Genomic DNA, 19894 nt, shown 5'->3' with positions numbered 1-19894 from the left:
CTCGCGGGCATGCTCCGCCCCCCACTCCTGATCGACCCCGACGAAGTCGAGATCAGCGCCATCCGTGCGCAGGGTGCGGGCGGGCAGAACGTCAACAAGGTGTCGAGCGCGGTGCACCTGCGCTACGACATCCACGCCAGCTCGCTGCCCGCGGACGTGAAGGAGCGGCTGCTCGCCCTGCGCGACAGCCGCATCACGCAGGAAGGCGTGTTCGTGCTCAAGGCGCAGCAGCACCGCACGCAGGAGATGAACCGCGCCGACGCGCTCGCGCGGCTGCAGGCGGTGATCGACAGCGTGGCCACGCCGCCGCGCGTGCGGCGCGCCACCAAGCCCACCTACGGTTCGAAGCAGCGCCGGCTCGAAGGCAAGAGCCAGCGCTCGCAGATCAAGAGCCTGCGCGGGCGGGTGCAGGACTGACCGGCTTGTCGCCGCGCAGCCGCTTGATCTGCAGTGTCACGCCGACCACGTACAGCGCGCCGAGCACCGCGGTGATCGCCTTCAGTTCGGGCGCCTCGGCGTTCGGCAGCAGCGGCGCGCCCAGCGGCAGCCGCGTCAGCGTCTCGGTGAAGGCCGGAATCCAGTGGAAGAGAAAGCTCGCCGAATAGGCGACGGCCTCGATGTAGCGCGACTTCGCCCCGAGCCGCCCGTACCCCGCCAGCGCGCCGACGGCCAGCGCCACCAAAGTGATGATGCCCAGCGCATGGGGCTTGCCGAAGCCGCCGTGCTGGAAGATGCCGAAGCCCGTGAGGCAGGTCAGCACCGTGGTCCAGACGAAGACCTGGCCCAGGCCGGTGCGCAGCGTGATTTCCTTGTAGCGCAGCAGGGCCCAGATGCCTGCGAACACGGCGATCAGGCTGATCGCGGTGTGAACCGTGCCGAGTGACGTCAATCCAAGCCATCCTGTGGGTGCCATGCGGATCTCCTCGTGGTCGTGGTGCGGGATTCTGGCGCTGCCTGTAACTTGTGTCATCTGTTTCAAAAAAACCGCAAGTCCTGCTTTGCACGCCTGAAACATGCCGCAAGCACAATGGAGGCATGAGTGCTTTCGTTTCGCGCGTCGTGTCGGCGTTGCTTGTGACCTTCGCGTGCATCGGACTGGCCGGCTGTGGCCAGGAGGGGGCGGGCGGGCAGGCCGCGGTCTCTACGACCGCAAAGGAGTTGCCGTGGGACGCGCTGATCCCCAAGGAATGGGACCCCACCCAGCGCTACCGCAACATCAGCCTCGAGGCGCTGCGCGACAACGACCCGCGCGCGATCCAGATGCTCGACGAGATGCGCGCCGTCTGGGACAACGCGCCGGTCAACGTCGCGCTCGACGGCAAACCCGCCACGCTCTCGGGCTTCGTCGTGCCGCTCGATGCCACGCAAGACGGCATCCGCGAGTTTTTGCTGGTGCCGTACTTCGGCGCCTGCATCCACACCCCGCCGCCGCCCGCCAACCAGATCGTCCACGTGATCGCGCCTGCGCCCGTGAAGGGGCTGCACGCCATGGACACGGTGCGCGTGAGCGGCACGCTGAAGGCGGCGCGCTACGCGTCGGCCGACATGGGCGTGAGTGGCTACGAGATCGCGTCGGCGGCGGTCGAGCGGGTGGCGGTCACGCAGGGGCCGTGAAGGCCGCCAGCTCGCCCAGGGCCGGCTGCAGCAGTCGGTAGCTCAGCCGCTCGGCCACCTGGAACGCGCCGAGCCCTTCATAGAACGCGATGCCCCGCGCATTCGTCGCCTTCACGGGCCAGTCGATGCGGTGACACCCCTGGGCGACGGCGCGCGCCGCCACCCAGGCCATGAGCGCGCGACCCGCCCCGGCGCTGCGGTGGCCCGACTTCACGTAGAGCTCCTTGAGCTGGCAGTGTCTGCGCTGCTCCGGCGCGAAGTCGACCAGCGAGAAGACCCAGGTGATCGCGGCCAGTCCGACCACGGTGTGCGCGTCTGTCGATGCCACCACGAGCTGGTGCGGCGAGCCGGGTGCGAGGAGATTGCCCAGCAGGTGCTCGCGCACCAGGTCGTGCGGCACGCGCGCGCCTTCGTTGTAGAAGGCGTGCAGCTCGGTTAGCAGCTCGATGAGCGAATCGTGTTGGGCTTCGGACACCAGATCGACGTGCATGGCATTTCCTTCGGATGGGGCTGCGTGACTGCCGGATTCTGGCCCGCCCCGGATTCACGACGATCTTGTTACTCCCCGCTCCAGCCCTCGCGCGACTAGATTGCCCTTCACCACTTCGAAAAGGACAAGAACCATGAACCCGGCCTACACCGGCGGTTGCGCATGCGGCGCCATCCGCTACGAGATTTCAGGGGAACCCGTGTTCCAGAACGACTGCCAGTGCCTCGACTGCCAGCGCAAGAGCGGCACGGGCCACGGCTCGTACCTCAGCTTCGCGGGCGCCGAGGTGAAGCAGACCGGCGAGGCCACGCTGTGGAGCCTCAAGGGCGACAGCGGCAACATCAAGACGCGCGCGTTCTGCCCGACCTGCGGCTCGCCCGTGTACATGACCTTCGCGGCGATGCCCGGCGTCTTCACCGTGCATGCCGCGAGCCTGGACGACCCGGGGCGCTACCGGCCGCAGGCGGTCACGTACGCGGTGCGCGGGCACGCCTGGGACTTCCTCGACCCGGCGCTGCCGAAGTTCGAGCGGATGCCGCCGGGCTGAACTCAGCCGGTCAGCCCATCCGCTGTGACAGGAAATCGAGGAACGAGGTGATGCGCGCCGACAGCTGCGTGTTGCGGTAGTACACGGCGTTGACGGGCTGGCGCACGTCGACCGTGTCCTTGGGCAGCACCTGCACCAGCGCGCCGCTGGCGCGGTCGGCGGCGGTCATGAAGTCCGACAGGCAGACGATGCCCACGCCGGCCAGCGCCAGCTGGCGCAGCGTCTCGCCGCTGGACGCGACCACGGTGGGGGCGATGGTCCATTCGTCGCCATGCACGCCGCGCAGCGGCCAGCGGTTGAGCGACTCGGGTTGGGTGAAGCCCAGCAGCGCGTGGCCGGCCAGCTCGTCGACCTTGCGCGGCTTGCCGTGGGCGTCGAGGTAGGCGGGGCTCGCGAGCACGCGCAGCCGGTGCGTGCCGAGCGGGCGCGCGTGCAGCGTGGAATCGCGCAGCGGGCCGATGCGGATCGCCACGTCGGTGCGCCGCTCCAGCAGGTCGATGGGCAGGTCGTCGGTGTCGAGCTCCAGGCTGATCTGCGGGTAGAGCCGGCGGAACTCCGGCACCAGCGGCACGATGGCGTGCAGCATGAAAGGCGAGGCCGCGTTCACGCGCAGCCGGCCGGCCGGCTGCTGACGGCGCGCGGCCATGTGCTCTTCGGCGTCGTCGATCGCATCGAGGATGGCGCGCGTGCGCTGCAAAAAGGCGGCGCCTTCCTCGGTGAGCTCGAGCCGCCGCGTGGTACGCCGCATCAGCGTGGTGCCGAGCTTCTGTTCGAGCCGGCTCAGCGCACGGCTGATGCCCGACACGGTCTGGCCCAGCTGGTCGGCCGCGGCGGTGATCGAGCCGGTGTCCACCACGGCGCGGAAGGCGACCAGTTCTTCGATGGTGGTTTTCATGGCGCCCGTGCTGGGGAAGAGGCGCGCGGTCAGGCCGCGGCTTCGGCTTCTTCGGGCATGTCGATGCGCGGCATCAGCGCGGCCAGCGCCTCGGCGTCGGTGCGGTAGCTGAAGAGCATCGGCCCCGGTGCGAGCAGGCCGGCGCGCTCGAGCACCTGCATCGCCGGCAGCTTCATGCCGCTCAGGTGCAGGCGCACGCCCTTGGATTCCATCATCCGGCGGATCGAGCCGAACACCTCGGCACCGGTGATGTCGATGCGGTTGATGGGTTGCGCGAACAGGCACACGTCGGTCAGGTCGGGGCGCTCGGCCAGTGCGACCGTGAGCGCGCGCTCCAGCGTGGAGGCAGAGGCGAAGTCGAGTTCGGCGTCCATGCGCACCGCATACAGCTGCGGCGCGAGCGGCGGCAGCTTCCAGAGGTGGCGGTCGCGCAGGCTGCCGTCGGGGTGCAGGCCCACTTCGATGATGCGCGGGTGCAGGTGGCGGTACATGTAGTGCGCCAGGCTGGCGAGCAGGCCGCCCAGCACGCCCCAGTAGATGCTCGGCGCGGTGGCGATGGTGAGCACGAAGGTGCCGAAGGCGATGCCGGCTTCGAGCCGCGAAACGCGCCACAGCGCCGTGAAGCTCGACGGCTTCACCAGCCCGAGGATGGCCGTGACCACCACCGCCGCCAGCACCGCCTGCGGCACGTGGTACAGCAGCGGCATGAGCCACAGCAGCGCACCGGCCACCACCGCCACGCTGAACAGCGTCGCCCAGCCGGTCTGCGCGCCCGCGTAGAGCGTGATGGCCGAGCGCGAGAACGACGAGCTGGTGGGGAACGACCCCGTGAAGCCCGAGGCCAGCTTGGCCAGGCCCTGGCCGATCAGGTCCTGGTTTTCGTTCCACAGCGTGCCGGCGCGGCCGTTGTCGACCTTGGCGCTCGACGCGGTCTCCAGAAAGCTCACCAGCGTGATCATCAGCGCGGGCAGCACCAGCGCGCTGAAGGTGTGCGCCGGCAGCAGCCCGGGCCAGTAGAACGAAGGCAGGCCCGAGGGCAGGGCGCCCACCACGGCGCCGCCGCGCAGCGCGTAGTTGATGCTCCAGCTGATGGCGGCCGCGCCGGCCACCAGCGCCATCGTGGTCGGGAAGCGCGGCACCCAGCGCTTGCCCAGCCACAGCACGGCGATGCTGCCCAGGCCGAAGGCGATGGCCGTGAGGTCGGGCAGCGGTCCGCCCTGCAGCACCTGCGGAATGGTGCGGCCGGTGAAGCCCAGCAGCGCGGGCAGTTGCGAGATCGCGATCAGCACCGCCGCGCCCTGCGTGAAGCCGATCAGCACCGGCGAATTGACCAGCCGCAGCAGCCAGCCGAAGCGACCGGCGCCGAGCACGATCTGGATCGCGCCCGACATCAGCGTGAGCCACACCGCCATCGCCACCCATTCGTCGCTGCCCGCCACCGCCAGCGGCGCGAGCGACGCGCCCACCAGCAGGCTGGTGAGCGCGGTCGGCCCCACCGACAGCCGTTGCGACGAGCTGAACATCACGGCGATGAGCGCCGGGAACAGCGCCGCGTACACGCCTGTGACCAGCGGCATGCCGGCCAGCGCCGCATAGGCCACGCCCTGCGGCAGCACCATCAGCGCGACGGTGATGCCGGCCATGGCCTCGTTGCGCAGCAGCGCGGCGGACGGTCGGGGCCAGCCGAGGCAGGGAACCCAGCGTGCGAGGCGCTGGCGAAGGGACGGTGCGGGGGAAGAGGAGGGGGAAGCCGGATTCATGAAGCGGGGCGCGCGCACGGCGGGCACGCCGCGCGCGGAGAGCGGGAGAGAGAGAAAGAGCCTAGATCAGTGAGGTCGCGTTTTTCAGGACGTAGTCGCAGGCCTTTTCCTTGACCTTCGACGACAGCCCCTTGAGGTTGAGCGACTTGCCGTCGCCGCCCTTGAGCAGGCCCTTGGCGCCGCTCGCGAAGTCGTTTTCCTGTTTCTTCTGGCCGGTGATCTTGGCCAGCAGCTTGTCCTTGACGGAGGCGGCATCGCCGCCGAGGTAGTTGTTCTTGACGCAGTACTCGAGCACGCCGGCCGCGCTGCCGACGGTGCTGGAGCCGATGGCGGGCATCTTGAAGCCGCCGAGGCTGAGGTTGCTGAGCGCGGAGCCGCCTGCGCCGCTGTTGCTGCTGCCTTGCGAGTTGACCGCTGCACCGGCCTGTTCTTTCAGCTGGTCGAGCAGGTTGTTGGCCTGCACCGAGGCGCCTGCGGCGAGCAGGGCGAGGGCGACGAATGTGGAGCGAACGTGCATGGTGGCCTCCTTGGACGGACATGGGGGGAGAAGCGCCCACCAGCATACCGGAGAGCCCGGAATGTCTCTATCGCGCGGGGCACAGCGCCACGGGGTGCGCATGGCCCGCAAGTGCACGCAGTCAGCCCCGGCGGAACAGCAGCACGGAGTTCGTGCCGCCGAAGGCGAAGGAGTTGCTGATGGCGGCCTCGAGCGCGGGGGCGGCGCTGTCGCCGGGGGCGACGAGGTTCATCCGGCAGTCGGGGTCGACCTCGCGGCAGTTCGCGTTGGGCGGCAGCTCGCGCCGGTGCAGCGCGAGCACCGTGATGAGCGCCTCGATGGCCCCGGCCGCGCCCAGCATGTGGCCGTGCAGCGCCTTGGTCGAACTGACGCGCAGGGCGTCGAAGTCGGCGCCCCAGGCCTCGGCCAGCGCGTTGCGCTCGACCACGTCGCCGATGCGCGTGGCCGTGCCGTGGGCGTTGCAGTAGCCCACGTCGCGCGGCTGCAGGCCGGCCTGGCGCAGCGCGGCGCGCAGGGCGCGGGCCTGGCCCGGTGCGTCGGGCTTGGTGAGGTGGGTGGCGTCGCTGCTCAGGCCCCAGCCGGCCAGCGTGGCGTAGCGGCGGGCGCCGCGTGCGCGGGCGCGCTCGGCCGATTCGAGGATGAGGAAGGCCGAGCCTTCGCCCAGTGCGAAGCCGCTGCGGTCGGTGGCAAAGGGGCGCACCGCGCCGGCCGCTTCGCCGGGCTGGAAGCCGGCCAGCGTCTGCATGGCCTGCCAGGCCAGCACCACGCCCGGGACGATCAGCGCTTCGCTGCCGCCCGCGATGGCGATGTCGACCTCGCCGCGCTGCACCGCCTTGGCGGCCTCGGCGATGGCCACCGACGACGAGGCGCAGGCGACCGAGTACGTGAGCACCGGGCCCAGCACGCCGTTGCGCATCGCCACGTGGGCGGCCGGCGCGTTGGGCATGAAGGCGGGAATGGTGAGCGGCGAGACCCGTCCGTTGCCGCGGTAGGCGGCCTCGAGCGCGGCGGCGCCGCCCATGCCGCAACCGGCGTAGACACCGACGCGCTCGGCATCGATGCCGGCATCGCTCAGGGTCAGCCCCGCATCGCGCAGGGCGAGGTCGGCGGCGGCCACGGCCAGCTGGCTCACGCGGTCGACGCCCGCGAGCTGCAGCTTGGTGAACCAGCGCGTCTCGTCGAAGGCGACCGTGGCGGCGGCAGCGGGTTTGGGGAGTTCGGGAAAGACCGGTGCGATGGCCGAGCGGCCCTGCAGCAGCGCATCGAACAGCGCGTCGGGCGCGTCGCCATGCGGCGCCATGACGCCCAGCCCGGTGACGGCGACTTCGTGCGTGCTCACGCTGTCTTGGCGGCCCGGACCTTGTCGACCAGCTGCGCGAGCTCGGCCAGGGTGTCGATGCTCGCGTCGTCGTCGGGCATGGTGATGCCGAAATGGTCTTCGATGGCGAACAGGAATTCGGCCAGGGCCAGCGAATCGAGTCCGCCGGTTTCACGCATCGAGGCGTGGGGGTCGAGCTTGGACGGTTCGATGCCGTACTTCTCGTGGATCAGGTCCTGCAATTCCTTCAGCGAACTCATCTGCGATGCCTGTCGTCTTGTGCCGCCGTTGATCGATGGGCTGCCTGTCCCTTGCGGGTGGCGGGCCACGGGGTCGATCCCTTCCTCGTTCGGCCTGTGTTGATGATCAATGGTGATTGATGATATCCGCTTCGACCTTAGGGAAATCCTCGGGGCGGCCCCGGATCAACGGGGGCCGGGGCGCCAGCGCAACGAGGGCAGCGCGAAGGCCAGCCCGAGCAGCGCGCCGGCCACCGCGTCGAGCACCACATGCTGCTTGACCGCCAGCGTGGAATAGGCAATGGCGGCAAACCAGGCCCAGTTGATCGCCTGCAACAGCCACGGCGTGCGCGCCGCACGGAGCACGTCGGCCAGGCGCACGGCGGTGAAGATGGCGACCGCCACGTGCATCGACGGACAGGCGTTGCCCGCCGCGTCCACACCCTGCAGCATCGCGAAGCCGGGGTAGCCCGAGACGTCGATGTCCAGCGGCGGGATCTGCGTCGGCCAGAAGTAGAAGAGGCCCAGGCCGCTCAGGCACAGCGCGCCGATCCACAGCCCGTAGACCACCAGTTCGCGAAAGGTGAGCTGCAGCCCCGGCGCGAAGCCCACGTACACCCACAGCGACAGGTAGGCGCCGAGCGTGTAGGGCTGGAACGGAATCAGGTGGTCCAGCGCCGTCAGCGGCATCACCGTGACCGGAAAGGCCGGGTTGCGCAGCAGGTGGAAGTAGCCGATGAAGAACAGCCAGGTGAAGGCCGTGGTGCCGACCGCCTTCAGCAGGAAATGGCGGCGGATGCGCAGCCAGATGTCGGCGGTCCACGTTGCAGGCCTGGCCTCGGCCGCGATGTGCAGGGGGATCGGTGAGTGCATGGTGTCGGTCGCCGATCTTGCCAGAGCACCATGGCGTGCCCGGTCCATGCCCTGCGGCATCAAAGGGTGGCCGGCCGCTTGCGGTGCTGGAACGAGGTGGGCGAGCGCCCCGTGGCCGCCTTGAACATGGCGCAGAAGGCGCTGTCGGTGGCGTAGCCGCTGGCCGACGCCACCTGGCTCACGGCCATGCCGCGCGCCAGCAGCGGCAGCGCGTGCGCCATCACGGCCTGCTGGCGCCATTGCTGCCAGCTCATGCCGAGCTGGTCGCGGAACAGCCGCGCCACCGTGCGCTCGCTGGCGCCGATGGCGGCGGCGCGCTCGGCCAGCGTGGCGCGGTCGGCCGGGTTGCGCAGCAGCGTCTCGCACAGTTGGCGCAGGCGCTTGTCGGAGGGCAGCGGCACGTCGATGCGGATCTGCGTGGCGCGCTCGACCTCGTCGACCAAGAGCGGCGCGATCATGCGTTCGCGCTGCGGCGCGTGCGGGTCGGCCGGCGGCAGGCCGTCGGGCGTGGTGTCGAGCGCGAGCATCAGGGCGCGCAGCAGCGGGCTGATCTCGAGCACCTCGCACTTCTCCCAGGTGGGTGCGATCCAGGCGTGCAGGTAGACGGTGCGCAGTTCGGCGTCTTCGATCAGCGTGATGCTGTGCGGCATGTTGGCCGGCACCCACAGCGCGCGCGACGGCGGCACGATGTAGCTGCCATCCTGTGTGCTCAGGCGGATCACGCCGCGCGTCGAGAACGTGAGCTGCGGCCACGGGTGCTCGTGCAGCTCGACCAGCGTGTCGGCGCTCAGGAAGTGTTCCTTGGCGCGCAGCGGGCGCACCGCGTCGGGGGCGTACAGGTGCGGCGTGAGCGGGCCCACGCTGTTGGTCGGCGCGGTGGGCGTGCCGCGCGCCTTGGCGGGAGTGGCTGGCTCGGGAGCGGGCGGAGCGTGAGGGGGAACGGCGCTTGGCATGGTTTCGACAAATGTTGTCGCTGTATCGCCATTCTGCCGCGTCGGTGCCGCATAGCATCGGTGCCCGCACCGGTTTTTTGTAGCAATCCATGTCATCCACTTCCTCGACAGCCGTTCCCGCCACCACTTTGCGCACCGACGCCCAACTGATCGGGCTGGTCGGCCTGGCGCATGCGGTGAGCCATTTCAGCCAGCTGATCCTGGCGCCGCTGTTTCCCTGGCTGAAGGACGCGTTCAACGTGAGCTACACCGAGCTGGGCGCGGTGCTCACGGTGTTCTTCGTGGTCTCGTGCATCGTGCAGGCGGCCTCGGGCTTCATCGTCGACAAGCTGGGTCCGCGCCCGGTGCTGTTCGTCGGGCTGGGCGCGCTGGGGCTCGCGGCCTTCGGCTATGCCATGGCGCAGAGCTACTGGATGCTGCTGGCCTGCGCCGTGGTCGGCGGCATCGGCAACGGCGTGTTCCACCCGGTCGACTACACGCTGTTCAACCGCAAGGTCGCGCCCACGCGGCTGGGCCATGCCTACAGCGTGCACGGCATCACCGGCAGCCTGGGCTGGGCGTTGGCGCCGGCCTTCGTGGTGCCGATCGCCATTGCCTTCTCGTGGCGCGTGGCGCTGGCCTCGGCCGGCGTGGTGGCGATCGTGGTGCTGCTGATCCTGTGGATCTACCGCAGCGTGCTGGCGCTCGATGCTGCGGCCGTGCACAAGGCCACGGGGCACGGCGAGCCCGCACCGGTGGGCGGCGAGTTCGACTTCCTGCGCATCCCGGCCGTGTGGATGTGCTTCGGCTTCTTCTTTTTCTACGCCGCCGTGATCAGCGTGGTGCAGACCTTCGCGCCGGTGGCCGCGGGCCATCTGCATGCGGTGCCGGTGGCGCTGGTGGCGGTGTGCCTCACGGTCTACATGGTGGCGAGCGCGGCCGGCATGGTGGTGGGCGGCTTCCTGGCCTCCGACCCCTCGCGCTGCGAGCGCATCGTGGGCGCGGGTTTCGGCGTGGCGGCGGCGCTGGCGTTGGTGCTGGCCTTTGCGCAGTTTCCGCCGGTGATGGTGCCGGTGCTGTTCGGTGCGATGGGTTTCGTCTCGGGCATCGCCGGGCCGTCGCGCGACCTGCTGGTGAAGAAGTCGACGCCGCCCAATGCGACGGGGCGCGTCTACGGCGTGGTGTATGCGGGCCTGGACATCGGGCAGGCCGTGGCGCCGCTGGTGTTCGGCCGGCTGATGGACCACGGCCAGTACACGAGCGTGATCGTCGGGCTGGCGCTGGTGCAGGGCGTGCTGATCGCCAGCGCCTTCAATGTGCGGCGCGTGCGGCGTACGGCGCTGGTGCCTGCGTCGGCGTAGGCCACTTGGGCGCGGGGGGCGGCCCCCTATCATCGGCCGCATGCAAGCCTTGTATGTCTATGTGATCGTCGGCGCTGTGCTGGCGGGGTTCGTGCAGGGCCTGTCGGGCTTTGCCTTTGGCATGGTCGCGATGTCTGTGTGGGCCTGGACGCTGGAGCCGCAACTGGCCGCCGTGCTCGCGCTGTTCGGCGCCCTCACGGGGCAGGTGATTGCGGCGCTCACGGTGCGGCGGTCTTTCGACAAGCGCATCCTCTGGCCCTTCGTGCTCGGCGGACTGGTCGGCGTGCCCTTCGGTGTCTGGCTGCTGCCGCACCTGGACATCGTGCTGTTCAAGGTGTGCCTGGGTACGCTGCTGGTGCTGTGGTGCCCGGCGATGCTGATGTCGCAGCACTTGCCGAAGATCACTTTTGGCGGTCGCGCAGCGGACGGCGTGGCGGGTGCCATCGGCGGTGTGATGGCGGGCATCGGGGGCTTCTCGGGTGTCGTGCCTACGTTGTGGTGCACGCTGCGCGGCTTTCAGCGTGACACGCAGCGCGCTGTGATCCAGAACTTCAATCTCTCGATGCTGGCTGTGGCCTTTGCGGTGCATGTGGCGAGCGGGAGCATCGGGCGGTCGGTTTTGCCGTTGCTGGTGTTGGTCGCGGCGGCTGTTGCTGTGCCGGTGTTGCTGGGGGCGCGGCTTTACATCGGGATCAGTGAAGCGGCGTTTCGCAAGACCGTGCTGAGCTTGTTGACGTTGTCTGGGGTTGCTATGTTGGCTTCGGCTTTGCCTGCCTTGCTGGCTCGTTGAACTTGGCGCGTGAGTTTGCTTTCCGGGGCCGGGAGTTCCGCCCGGCGGCCGACCTACTTTTCTTTGCTTCGCCAAAAGAAAGTAAGCAAAGAAAAGGCGACCCCACTGTCTGCGTCCCTTCGCTTCGCTACGGGCAACCTGCGGTGCTCGCGTTTCGCGGGGTCTCGCAGAACTCGCTTCGCTCAAACAGCTGCGAGCCCTGATCCGCGAAACGCTGCGCTCCTCGGCGCAGCCAGAGGGGAGGGGACCGCGGGCCGTCGCTTCGCTCGGCCCGGCAGTTGCCAACGGCCGAATCGCGTGCTCGCGTTTGCGACTACGCGCTGCGCACGCACCACTACCGATCCCAGCCGCAGCAGGCGCGCAGCGCCTGCTGCGGCCCACAGGCCGAGCGAAGCGATGGCCCGAGGGGTTCCCCAATCCCTTCTGTATGCGCCGAGGAGCGGAGCGTTTCGCGGATCAGGGCTCGCCCTTGTTTGAGCGAAGCGAGTTTGGGCGAGACCCCGCGAAACGTGAGCACCGCAGGTTGCCCGTAGCGAAGCGGAGGGACGCAGACAGTAGGGTCGCCTTTCTTTTGCCTACGTTTCTTTGGCGAAGCAAAGAAAAGTAGGTCGGCCGCCGGGCCGAGACCCGGCCCCGGGAAGCAAACCCACAGCGATGCTGAAACTACCGAGGCAGAGCCAACGCAAACGGCAAGCTAACCACCCCCAAGATCGTAGACAGCGTGACCAGCCCAGCCACATAAGGCCCGTTGTATCCCATCCGAGCCGCCAACACATAAGCACTCGAAGCGGTCGGCACAGCAGAAAAAGCCATCAACACCGAAGCCTGCGTAGCGTCCAGCTTCAGTGCAAGCGACAACCCCCAAGCCACGAGCGGCAAGAAGAAATGCCGTATCGCCAGCACAGACACCGCCAACACCTTCCCCCGCCCCAACGTCGCGAACTGCATCCCCGCCCCTGCCGCAAGCAACCCCAACGCCAGCGACGCAGCCCCGATCCGCGTGAGCGTCGGCGTCAACCAGCCAGGCACCGTGAGCCCCAGCACATTGGCCAGCAGCCCCGCCAGCGTCGCCACGATCAGCGGGTTGCGCACCAGCTGCCGCACGAAGCCCGTCTGCGCATGCCGCGTCATCGGCCAAACAGCGGCGATGTTGAACATCGGCACGCACACGCCGATCAGCACCGCGATCAGCAGCAGGCCTTCGGGCCCGGCCAGCCGCTCGGCCAGCGCCAGGCAGATGAAGGAGTTGAAGCGGAACGCGATCTGCGCGCTGGCGGCGTGGTCGTGCCGGTCGATGTGCGAGCGCAGGCCCGGCACGAAGGGCAGGGCGTAGGCCATCGCGATGCCGGCCAGCCCGACGCCCACACCCGCGGTCAGCAGGCTCGAGGTCGCACCGAAGTCGAGCGGGCTGCGCACGATCGAATGGAACAGCAGGACGGGAAATAGAAAGTAATACACCAGGCTCTCGACCTGGTCCCACACGCGGCGGTCGAGCGCGGTGTAGCGGCACAGGAGCCAGCCGATGGCGATGAGGGAGAAATCGGGGAAGAGCAGCTGCGCGTAGTTCACCGCTTCGAGCATAAACCGGCACAACCGTGGGTATTCCACAGCATGACGGAAAGCCCCGACCCGCTAGCATCCGGGCTTCGCTTTTTTCCGGCCGCCCCGGCCGGTCCCGTCAAGTCAAGGAGTTATCGATGCAACGTCGTCAATGGAGCGCGTTCGTGGGCGCTGCCGCGCTGGTCACAGTGGCAGGCCAGAGTTTCGCGCAGGGCTATCCCACCAAGCCGGTCGAACTGAGCGTGCCGTTCGCACCCGGCGGCACGACGGACATCGTGGCGCGCGTGATCGCCGACCCGCTGGGCAAGGTGCTGGGCCAGCCCGTGGTGGTGATCAACCGCGCCGGTGGCGGCGGCATCGTGGGCGCGGCCGAGACCGCGCGTGCGCCGGCCGACGGCTACAAGCTGGGCGTGGCCACGGTGTCGAGCACCGCCGCCAACCCGGCCATCAACCCGAAGACGCCGTACGACCCGATCACCGACTTCACGCCGATCATCAACATCGCGGCCACGCCGAACGTGATCGCCGTGAACCCGAGCTTCCCGGCGAAGAACTACGCCGAGTTCGTGGCCGAGCTGAAGAAGAACCCGGGCAAGTATTCGTACGCCTCGTCGGGCACGGGCGGCATCGGCCACCTGCTGATGGAGCTGTACAAGAGCCTGACCACCACCTTCGTCACGCACATCCCGTACCGCGGCGCGGGCCCGGCGCTGAACGACGTGGTGGCCGGCCAGGTGCCGATCATCTTCGACAACCTGCCCTCGGCGATGCCCTTCATCCAGAGCGGCCGCCTGGTGCCGATCGTGGTGTCGGCGCCGACGCGCGTGGCCGGCCTGCCGAACGTGCCGACCTTCAAGGAAGTCGGCCTGGAGCCGGTCAACCGCATGGCCTACTACGGCATCCTCGGCCCCAAGGGCCTGCCGAAGGAAGTGGTCGACAAGATCAACGCGGGCGTGAAGAAGGCGGTGGAAGATCCGGCTGTGAAGAAGCGCATCGAAGACACGGGCTCGCTGATCGTGGCCAACACGCCCGACCAGTTCGCCGCGCAGATCAAGGCCGAGTTCGACGTGTACAAGCAGGTCGTGAAGAAGCAGAACCTCAAGCTCGACTGATCGGCTTCGCTTCCCACAAAAGCCGCCCGCGTTCCGGGCGGCTTTTTCTTTTGTTATCTTGCACCGCATGACCGAGGCCGCCGCCGCTCCCCCCACCGCCGACATCGACACCTTCATCGACGCCCTCTGGCTCGAGGACGGGCTGTCGAAGAACACGCTGGCCGCCTACCGCCGCGACCTCGCGCTGTTCGCGCAGTGGCTGCGCGAGCAGCGCGGCGGCATGGGGCTCGATGCCGCACGCGAGACCGACCTGCAGGCCTACATGGGCGTGCGCCTTTCCACCAAGGGCAAGGCGACGTCGGCGAACCGCCGGCTCACGGTGTTCAAGCGCTACTACCGCTGGGCGCTGCGCGAGCGGCGCATCACGGCCGACCCGAGCATCCGCCTCATGCCGGCGCGCCAGATGCCGCGCGCGATCAAGACGCTGTCCGAGAAGCAGGTCGACGACCTGCTGGCCGCGCCCGATGTCGAGAGCCCGCTCGGCCTGCGCGACCGCGCCATGCTGGAGCTGATGTACGCGAGCGGCCTGCGCGTGAGCGAGCTGGTGGCGCTGAAGGCCATCGACATGAGCCTCAACGACGGCGTGCTGCGCGTGCTCGGCAAGGGCAACAAGGAACGCCTCGTGCCCTTCGGAGGCGAGGCGCGGCGCTGGATCGAACGCTACCTCGACGAATCGCGCCCCGTGATCCTCGACGGCCAGCAGACGCCCGATCTGTTCGTGACTGCGCGCGGCGCGGGCATGACGCGCGTGATGTTCTGGGTCATCGTGAAGAAGCAGGCGGCCGCGGCAGGCATCCATGTGCCGCTGTCGCCGCACACGCTGCGCCATGCGTTCGCCACGCACCTGCTGAACCATGGCGTCGACCTGCGCGCGGTGCAGCTGCTGCTGGGCCATGCCGACATCTCGACCACCACCATCTACACGCACGTGGCGCGCGAGCGCCTGAAGCAGCTGCACGCGGCGCACCATCCGCGCGGCTGAGGCAGCCTTGGTTCTCAGCCCTTGCGCTTGCGCGCCTCGATGGCCGGCACCAGCGTGTCGTAGAAGGCGCTCACCATGCGCATCTCGCGCCGCTCGGCCAGGCACAGCACGTGGGCGTAGGTAAATATTTCGGTGTCGCTGAAGCCGACCATGTGCAGGTTGGGCCCCGGCACGAACTCCACGCCCGACACGGCCGCGATGCCCAGGCCTTGCGCCACGGCTTCGCGGATCACTTCGCGGCTGCTGATCTCCATCACCACGTCGACCTCGACCTTGGCTTTCGCGAGCGCCAGTTCGAGCGCCTTGCGCGTGGTCGATCCTTGTTCGCGCAGGATGAGCCGTTCGCCCTGCAGCTCCGCGAGACGGATGTTGCGCCGCTTCGCGAAGCGGTGCGTGGAGGGCACGAACATCACGACCGGGTGCTGGCTGAAGGGCACCGACAAAAAGCGGTCGTCGCGCACCAGCTGCGCGAGCACGCCGACGTCCGCGCTGTAGTCGAGCAGGCGGTCGAGCACGTCCTGTGAATTGCCGGTGCTCACCGTGACCTTCACGTCGGGGTAGCGCAGGCTGAAGTCGACCAGCATCTTGGTCACGTGGTACGGGCCCACGGCCGCCACGCGCAGGTGGCCGGTGCGCAGCTTGCCGGCGTCGCCGAGCAGTGCCACCGCATCGCCTTCGAGGCTGAAGATCTGCTGCGCGAGCTGCATGAGCTGCTCGCCGATCTCGGTGAGCTGCACGCGCCGGCCGCGCCGGTGAAAGAGCTCGACCTGGTAGGCCTCTTCGAGAAAACGCACCTGCGTGGTGATGGTGGGCTGGCTCACATGCAGGTGCTCGGCGGCCCGCGTGAAGCTGCCTTCGCGGGCCACGGCATAGAAGGAACGCAGCTGGGTGAGGCGCATCGCGGGAGCCTTTCTGATCTATAGGTTCAGTATATAGATCATCGAAAAAATTTGAATTTGATCGATATGAGTACCAGTGATGTACTCGCGCTCAAGACGGACCAGGCCTCGAAAGAAACACGCCGGACGTCCCGAATCCTCACGTTGTCATGACCATGACACGCACGACTGGAAGACTCGAGACGGGTACTTTTGCCCTTCGAAATGACCTGAGGATTCCATGCAACGCAGACCACTGGAGACAACCATGATGAAGCGTAGAAAGCTGCTGCTCGGCACTGCCGCCGTGACAGCGTCCGCCTTCGTGCCGATGGCACGGGCACAGCAGGTTCTCACTGTCGGGCTGATTCCTTCCGAGGACTCGCGCGCCATGATTGCCAACAGCCAGGCCATGATGGACATGCTGTCCAAGGCCCTCGGTTTCGCGGTCAAGCCCTTCGTGGCGGCCGACTACAACGGCGTGATCGAGGCGCTGCGTTCCAAGCGGCTCGACGTGGCCTACCTCGGCCCCTTCTCGTATGTGCTGGGCACCACGGTGGCCGACATCGAGGCCTTCGCGGTGGCCGAGACCAAGAAGGCCGGGCGCACCTCGTACCACAGCCAGATCGTGACCCACAAGGACACCGGCATCAAGAAGGTGGCCGACCTCAAGGGCAAGACCTTCGCCTTCGTCGATCCGAGTTCCACCTCGGGCCATCTGTTTCCCAAGGCCGGCCTGCTGAAGGCGGGCTTCAACCCCGACAAGGATTTCGGCCGCGTGATCTTCTCGGGCTCGCACGACTCGAGCGCGATCGCGGTGCAGAACAAGAAGGTCGATGCCGCGGCCATCGCCGACCGCATCCTCGACGCTGCGGTGTCCAAGGGCCTGGTCAAGCGCGAGGACCTGGTCGAGGTCTGGAAGTCGGACCCGATCCCCGAGTCGCCCACCGTGTGGCGCAAGGACCTGCCCGCCGACCTGAAGACGCGCGTGCAGGCCGCCTTCCTGCAGGTGAAGGACATCCCCTGGTCCGACCAGGGCCTGCTCAACGGGTTCCATCCGACCAACGACGCGGCCTACAACATCATCCGCGACACGGCCAAGGTGCTGAACCTCGACCTGAGGAAGATGAAATGATCGAAATCCGCGGGCTGTGCAAGCGCTACGGCGACTTCACCGCACTCCATCGTGTGGACCTCACGGTGGCCAAGGGCGAGTTCGTCGTCATCCTCGGCGCATCGGGCGCAGGCAAGTCGACGCTGCTGCGTTGCATCAACCACCTGGCCGAGCCGAGCGAAGGCGAGATCCACGTGGACGGCGAGCGCTCGCGCGGCGACCGCGCCGGCCTGCGCAAGGTGCGCCGTGACGTCGCGATGATTTTCCAGCACTACAACGTGGTGCCGCGCCTGTCGGTGCTCAAGAACGTGCTGACGGGGCGGCTGGGTTCCATGCCTGCGCTGTTGTCGTGGTTTCAGGTGTTCCCCGCGAAGGACATCGCCATCGCCCGCGAATGCCTGCGCCGCGTCGAGCTCGACCCCAAGGCCGACCTGCGCACCGACACGCTCTCGGGCGGACAGAAGCAGCGCGTGGGCATTGCCCGCGCACTGGCGCAAAAGCCCAAGGTGATCCTGGCCGACGAGCCCGTGGCCAGCCTCGACCCGAAGACTTCGCGCAAGGTGCTCAACTACCTGAAGCAGGCCAGCCGGCAGGACGGCATCACGGTGATCTGCAACCTGCACCAGGTCGACTACGCGCGCGAGTTCGCGCAGCGCGTGATCGGCGTGGCGGCCGGACGCATCGTGTTCGAAGGCCGGCCCGACGAGCTGACCGACGAGGTGCTGCACCTCATCTATCCGGGCGGCGTGGAAGAGGGCACCGACGCCGCCGCTGCGGGCGCAGAGCCTGACACCGCAACACCGAGCGTGCCCGCTGCGGCCCTTCATGCGGCGCCGGTGCGCACCGCCCCGCAACTCGCCATGGAGCAATCATGATCGCCCTCGGACGCTACAACCTGCTGATCGCCCGAAGCGCCGGCAACCCCGGCTGGTGGAAATACGCCGTGGCCGTGCTCGCCGGCATCGGCGTGCTCTGGTGGGCGGCCATCGGCAGCCAGGTGAGCTTCAGCGAACTCGGCAAGGGCATGCCCTGGATCGCCGACTTTCTCGGGCGCATGCTGCCACCCAACTGGGAGTTCATGGGCAAGCTCGTGAAGCCGGCCATCGAGACCGTGCAGATCGCGCTGTGGGGCACGCTGCTGGCGGTGATTCTTGCGGTGCCGCTGTGCTTCTTCGCGGCGCGCAACATCTCGCCGAACGTCGCCGTGTTCCACGCGATGCGGCAGGTGCTGAACATCACGCGCGGCATCAACGAGATCATCCTGGCGCTGATCTTCGTGGCGGCCGTCGGCCTCGGTCCGTTCCCCGGCGTGCTGGCGCTGGCGCTGCATGGCGCGGGCATGCTCGGCAAGTTCTTCGCCGAGTCGATCGAGGAGATCGACCAAGGGCCGCTCGAGGCGCTGCGCGCCACCGGTGCCGGGCCGATCCAGACCATCATCTTCGGCGTCATTCCGCAGGTGGTCACCGCGTGGATCGGCGTGATCGTCTACCGCTTCGAGACCAACCTGCGCCAGGCCACCGTGCTGGGCATGGTGGGCGCGGGCGGCATCGGCTTCGAGCTCGTGGGCAGCATGAAGCTGTTCCAGTACCAGGACACGGCGACCTGCATCCTGGTGATCGTCGTGATGGTCATGACGGCCGACTACCTCTCGACCCGGCTGCGCGGCTGGATCCAGCAGGGCGCGCGCTGATGGCCCGCTCTCTCCCAGCGTCTCTCCCCGCGGCGTTCGCCGCCTCCTGAAGCCACTTCCCCATGAGCGCCAACTACCACAACCCCGTGCACAGCGTGTACGGGGCAGGGGCCCTGCTGTCCCTGCCGAAGCTGCTCGAAGGCCGGCGCGCCGCGCTGGTGACCTTTCCCGAGGCGCGCGCGCTGGGCCTGCTGGACCGGCTGGCGTCGGTACTCGGCGACGCGCTGGCCTGCACGCTCGACCAGACGCGGCCTAACCCCGACGTGGCGGAACTGGCCGAGACCTACGAATGGTTCTGGCGCACGCACGCCGACGTCGAGGTGATCGTCGCGGTCGGCGGCGGCAGCGCCATCGACACGGCGAAGGCGCTGATGGTGGCCGACGAGCACGGGCGCTTTGCGGACCTGGTGGCTGGGCTCGCGGGCGAGCGGCCCTTCGTGGCCACGCGCCACAAGACGCTCATCGCCGTGCCCACCACGGCCGGCACCGGCAGCGAGGTCACACCGTGGGCCACCATCTGGGACCGCGAGCGGCAGAAGAAGTACTCGCTGCATTTGCCGCAGACCTGGCCGACCTATGCGGTCATCGACCCCGAGCTGATGCTGTCGCTGCCGGCGGCGGTCACGCTGCAGAGCGGGCTCGATGCGCTGTCGCATGCGCTCGAAGCCATCTGGAACGTCAACGCCAATCCGCTGTCCGACACCTTCGCAGTCGCAGCTGTGCAGGACACGCTGGAGGTGCTGCCGCAGCTCATGGCGCGGCTCGACGACGTTGAGTTGCGCGGGCGCATGGCGCTCGCAGCGCTGAAGGCGGGCATGGCGTTCTCCAACACCAAGACCGCGCTCGCGCATTCCATCTCCTACGAGATGACGCTGCGCTACGGCCTGCCGCACGGCATCGCCTGTTCGTTCCCGCTGCCGATGGTGCTGGCGCGCGCCATCGGCCGGCGGCCCGACCGCGACGCGGTGCTGGCGCAGGCGCTGCGCATGCCGCTGGCCGACGCGCCGGCGCAGCTCGCGGCCTTCATCGAATCGCTGGGCGTGAAGACGCGCTTCGCCGACTACGGCGTGGGCGAGGACGAGGCGCGCGAGATGCTGCGCCACGCGCAGGGTGGGGCGCGCGGGCGCAACTTCATCGGCAACGACGTGCAGGTGCAGGAAGCCTGAGCTGCGCAGGGGCCGCGAGGGCCCGGGATGTTTCAAAATGGACGCTCCCCTTCAAG

The 19894-nt window shown here is 68.5% G+C and carries 22 protein-coding genes; 11 read left to right on the top strand and 11 right to left on the bottom strand.

Going from position 1 to position 19894, the window contains the following annotated elements; translation table 11 throughout:
• Positions 1-9: 9 nt before the first annotated feature.
• Complete coding sequence (arfB, locus tag ACAM52_RS16225; protein ID WP_062472954.1) at positions 10-417, top strand: alternative ribosome rescue aminoacyl-tRNA hydrolase ArfB; 408 nt, start codon at positions 10-12, stop codon at positions 415-417.
• Here arfB and ACAM52_RS16220 read toward each other — a convergent pair.
• Positions 386-913, bottom strand: coding sequence for a hypothetical protein (locus ACAM52_RS16220; protein WP_062473063.1), 528 nt, complete (start codon positions 911-913; stop codon positions 386-388). The genes arfB and ACAM52_RS16220 overlap by 32 nt on opposite strands.
• A gap of 122 nt (positions 914-1035) precedes the next feature.
• On the opposite strand from ACAM52_RS16220, the gene ACAM52_RS16215 reads away from it, so the two are divergent.
• Positions 1036-1614 (top strand): DUF3299 domain-containing protein, encoded by a 579-nt coding sequence (locus ACAM52_RS16215; RefSeq protein ID WP_369647632.1) that lies wholly within the window; start codon positions 1036-1038, stop codon positions 1612-1614.
• Here the strand turns inward: ACAM52_RS16215 and ACAM52_RS16210 are convergent.
• Entirely contained in the window at positions 1598-2104 is a 507-nt protein-coding gene (locus ACAM52_RS16210) for an N-acetyltransferase family protein (protein ID WP_369647631.1), read from the bottom strand. The two genes, ACAM52_RS16215 and ACAM52_RS16210, sit on opposite strands and share 17 nt — an antisense overlap.
• A 133-nt stretch (positions 2105-2237) precedes the next feature.
• Between ACAM52_RS16210 and ACAM52_RS16205 the strand changes: the two genes are divergently transcribed.
• Positions 2238-2651, top strand: coding sequence for a GFA family protein (locus ACAM52_RS16205; RefSeq protein ID WP_159277525.1), 414 nt, complete (start codon positions 2238-2240; stop codon positions 2649-2651).
• Positions 2652-2661: 10 nt separating this feature from the next.
• On the opposite strand, the gene ACAM52_RS16200 is transcribed toward ACAM52_RS16205, so the two are convergent.
• The 7 genes from ACAM52_RS16200 to ACAM52_RS16170 form a co-directional block, all read right to left on the bottom strand.
• On the bottom strand, positions 2662-3546 hold the full coding sequence (locus tag ACAM52_RS16200; protein ID WP_095744724.1) for a LysR family transcriptional regulator: 885 nt from the start codon (positions 3544-3546) through the stop codon (positions 2662-2664).
• A 29-nt stretch (positions 3547-3575) separates the two neighbouring features.
• Entirely contained in the window at positions 3576-5306 is a 1731-nt protein-coding gene (locus ACAM52_RS16195; protein WP_095950799.1) for a SulP family inorganic anion transporter, read from the bottom strand.
• A gap of 61 nt (positions 5307-5367) precedes the next feature.
• A complete protein-coding gene (locus ACAM52_RS16190; RefSeq protein WP_369647630.1) occupies positions 5368-5823 on the bottom strand; it encodes a DUF2501 domain-containing protein in 456 nt (151 codons plus the stop codon).
• A gap of 121 nt (positions 5824-5944) precedes the next feature.
• Positions 5945-7162, bottom strand: a complete 1218-nt coding sequence (locus tag ACAM52_RS16185) for a beta-ketoacyl synthase (RefSeq protein WP_369647629.1) — start codon at positions 7160-7162, stop codon at positions 5945-5947.
• On the bottom strand, positions 7159-7401 hold the full coding sequence (locus tag ACAM52_RS16180) for an acyl carrier protein (RefSeq protein WP_062472943.1): 243 nt from the start codon (positions 7399-7401) through the stop codon (positions 7159-7161). The genes ACAM52_RS16185 and ACAM52_RS16180 overlap by 4 nt, the downstream gene beginning before the upstream one ends.
• 165 nt (positions 7402-7566) lie before the next feature.
• Positions 7567-8253, bottom strand: a complete 687-nt coding sequence (locus tag ACAM52_RS16175; protein ID WP_062473052.1) for a phosphatase PAP2 family protein — start codon at positions 8251-8253, stop codon at positions 7567-7569.
• A gap of 59 nt (positions 8254-8312) precedes the next feature.
• Positions 8313-9206 (bottom strand): helix-turn-helix domain-containing protein, encoded by an 894-nt coding sequence (locus ACAM52_RS16170; protein ID WP_235926665.1) that lies wholly within the window; start codon positions 9204-9206, stop codon positions 8313-8315.
• A gap of 89 nt (positions 9207-9295) precedes the next feature.
• On the opposite strand from ACAM52_RS16170, the gene ACAM52_RS16165 reads away from it, so the two are divergent.
• Positions 9296-10546, top strand: a complete 1251-nt coding sequence (locus ACAM52_RS16165; protein ID WP_369647628.1) for an MFS transporter — start codon at positions 9296-9298, stop codon at positions 10544-10546.
• A 40-nt stretch (positions 10547-10586) separates the two neighbouring features.
• Positions 10587-11336 carry a sulfite exporter TauE/SafE family protein gene (locus tag ACAM52_RS16160; protein ID WP_369647627.1) on the top strand — a complete coding sequence of 250 codons (750 nt, stop codon included), beginning with the start codon at positions 10587-10589 and terminating at the stop codon, positions 11334-11336.
• A gap of 663 nt (positions 11337-11999) precedes the next feature.
• On the opposite strand, the gene ACAM52_RS16155 is transcribed toward ACAM52_RS16160, so the two are convergent.
• Positions 12000-12917: an AEC family transporter gene (locus ACAM52_RS16155; protein WP_070059542.1), complete on the bottom strand. Its 918-nt coding sequence runs from the start codon at positions 12915-12917 to the stop codon at positions 12000-12002.
• A 116-nt stretch (positions 12918-13033) separates the two neighbouring features.
• Here ACAM52_RS16155 and ACAM52_RS16150 point away from each other — a divergent pair, with 116 nt between their 5' ends.
• Positions 13034-14008 carry a tripartite tricarboxylate transporter substrate binding protein BugE gene (locus tag ACAM52_RS16150; protein WP_070059541.1) on the top strand — a complete coding sequence of 325 codons (975 nt, stop codon included), beginning with the start codon at positions 13034-13036 and terminating at the stop codon, positions 14006-14008.
• Between the two features lie 67 nt (positions 14009-14075).
• Entirely contained in the window at positions 14076-14990 is a 915-nt protein-coding gene (gene xerD / locus ACAM52_RS16145; RefSeq protein WP_070059540.1) for a site-specific tyrosine recombinase XerD, read from the top strand.
• Between the two features lie 14 nt (positions 14991-15004).
• On the opposite strand, the gene ACAM52_RS16140 is transcribed toward xerD, so the two are convergent.
• Positions 15005-15889, bottom strand: a complete 885-nt coding sequence (locus ACAM52_RS16140; protein ID WP_095744730.1) for a LysR substrate-binding domain-containing protein — start codon at positions 15887-15889, stop codon at positions 15005-15007.
• A gap of 310 nt (positions 15890-16199) precedes the next feature.
• Here ACAM52_RS16140 and phnD point away from each other — a divergent pair, with 310 nt between their 5' ends.
• The 4 genes from phnD (at position 16200) to psrA (ending at position 19838) form a co-directional block, all read left to right on the top strand.
• Positions 16200-17003 carry a phosphonate ABC transporter substrate-binding protein gene (gene phnD, locus ACAM52_RS16135; protein ID WP_369647743.1) on the top strand — a complete coding sequence of 268 codons (804 nt, stop codon included), beginning with the start codon at positions 16200-16202 and terminating at the stop codon, positions 17001-17003.
• On the top strand, positions 17000-17857 hold the full coding sequence (gene phnC / locus ACAM52_RS16130; RefSeq protein WP_159272477.1) for a phosphonate ABC transporter ATP-binding protein: 858 nt from the start codon (positions 17000-17002) through the stop codon (positions 17855-17857). Before phnD ends, phnC begins: the two co-directional genes overlap by 4 nt.
• Positions 17854-18672 carry a phosphonate ABC transporter, permease protein PhnE gene (gene phnE, locus ACAM52_RS16125; protein WP_369647626.1) on the top strand — a complete coding sequence of 273 codons (819 nt, stop codon included), beginning with the start codon at positions 17854-17856 and terminating at the stop codon, positions 18670-18672. The genes phnC and phnE overlap by 4 nt, the downstream gene beginning before the upstream one ends.
• 62 nt (positions 18673-18734) lie before the next feature.
• Positions 18735-19838 (top strand): iron-containing alcohol dehydrogenase PsrA, encoded by a 1104-nt coding sequence (gene psrA, locus ACAM52_RS16120; protein WP_369647625.1) that lies wholly within the window; start codon positions 18735-18737, stop codon positions 19836-19838.
• Positions 19839-19894: the final 56 nt, after the last annotated feature.

Source organism: Variovorax sp. V118, from assembly GCF_041154445.1.
GTDB classification, from domain to species: Bacteria; Pseudomonadota; Gammaproteobacteria; order Burkholderiales; family Burkholderiaceae_C; genus Variovorax; species Variovorax boronicumulans.
The sequence above is the reverse complement of the archived record's forward strand: the minus strand, read 5'-3'. Positions and strand labels throughout refer to the sequence as shown.

Bases quoted from the DNA above. Each gene is read 5' to 3' on its own strand.
- arfB (WP_062472954.1), top strand. From the start codon at position 10: ATGCTCCGCCCCCCACTCCTGATCGACCCCGACGAAGTCGAGATCAGC.
- ACAM52_RS16220 (WP_062473063.1), bottom strand. From the start codon at position 913: ATGGCACCCACAGGATGGCTTGGATTGACGTCACTCGGCACGGTTCAC.
- ACAM52_RS16215 (WP_369647632.1), top strand. From the start codon at position 1,036: ATGAGTGCTTTCGTTTCGCGCGTCGTGTCGGCGTTGCTTGTGACCTTC.
- ACAM52_RS16210 (WP_369647631.1), bottom strand. From the start codon at position 2,104: ATGCACGTCGATCTGGTGTCCGAAGCCCAACACGATTCGCTCATCGAG.
- ACAM52_RS16205 (WP_159277525.1), top strand. From the start codon at position 2,238: ATGAACCCGGCCTACACCGGCGGTTGCGCATGCGGCGCCATCCGCTAC.
- ACAM52_RS16200 (WP_095744724.1), bottom strand. From the start codon at position 3,546: ATGAAAACCACCATCGAAGAACTGGTCGCCTTCCGCGCCGTGGTGGAC.
- ACAM52_RS16195 (WP_095950799.1), bottom strand. From the start codon at position 5,306: ATGAATCCGGCTTCCCCCTCCTCTTCCCCCGCACCGTCCCTTCGCCAG.
- ACAM52_RS16190 (WP_369647630.1), bottom strand. From the start codon at position 5,823: ATGCACGTTCGCTCCACATTCGTCGCCCTCGCCCTGCTCGCCGCAGGC.
- ACAM52_RS16180 (WP_062472943.1), bottom strand. From the start codon at position 7,401: ATGAGTTCGCTGAAGGAATTGCAGGACCTGATCCACGAGAAGTACGGC.
- ACAM52_RS16175 (WP_062473052.1), bottom strand. From the start codon at position 8,253: ATGCACTCACCGATCCCCCTGCACATCGCGGCCGAGGCCAGGCCTGCA.
- ACAM52_RS16170 (WP_235926665.1), bottom strand. From the start codon at position 9,206: ATGCCAAGCGCCGTTCCCCCTCACGCTCCGCCCGCTCCCGAGCCAGCC.
- ACAM52_RS16165 (WP_369647628.1), top strand. From the start codon at position 9,296: ATGTCATCCACTTCCTCGACAGCCGTTCCCGCCACCACTTTGCGCACC.
- ACAM52_RS16160 (WP_369647627.1), top strand. From the start codon at position 10,587: ATGCAAGCCTTGTATGTCTATGTGATCGTCGGCGCTGTGCTGGCGGGG.
- ACAM52_RS16155 (WP_070059542.1), bottom strand. From the start codon at position 12,917: ATGCTCGAAGCGGTGAACTACGCGCAGCTGCTCTTCCCCGATTTCTCC.
- ACAM52_RS16150 (WP_070059541.1), top strand. From the start codon at position 13,034: ATGCAACGTCGTCAATGGAGCGCGTTCGTGGGCGCTGCCGCGCTGGTC.
- xerD (WP_070059540.1), top strand. From the start codon at position 14,076: ATGACCGAGGCCGCCGCCGCTCCCCCCACCGCCGACATCGACACCTTC.
- ACAM52_RS16140 (WP_095744730.1), bottom strand. From the start codon at position 15,889: ATGCGCCTCACCCAGCTGCGTTCCTTCTATGCCGTGGCCCGCGAAGGC.
- phnD (WP_369647743.1), top strand. From the start codon at position 16,200: ATGGCACGGGCACAGCAGGTTCTCACTGTCGGGCTGATTCCTTCCGAG.
- phnC (WP_159272477.1), top strand. From the start codon at position 17,000: ATGATCGAAATCCGCGGGCTGTGCAAGCGCTACGGCGACTTCACCGCA.
- phnE (WP_369647626.1), top strand. From the start codon at position 17,854: ATGATCGCCCTCGGACGCTACAACCTGCTGATCGCCCGAAGCGCCGGC.
- psrA (WP_369647625.1), top strand. From the start codon at position 18,735: ATGAGCGCCAACTACCACAACCCCGTGCACAGCGTGTACGGGGCAGGG.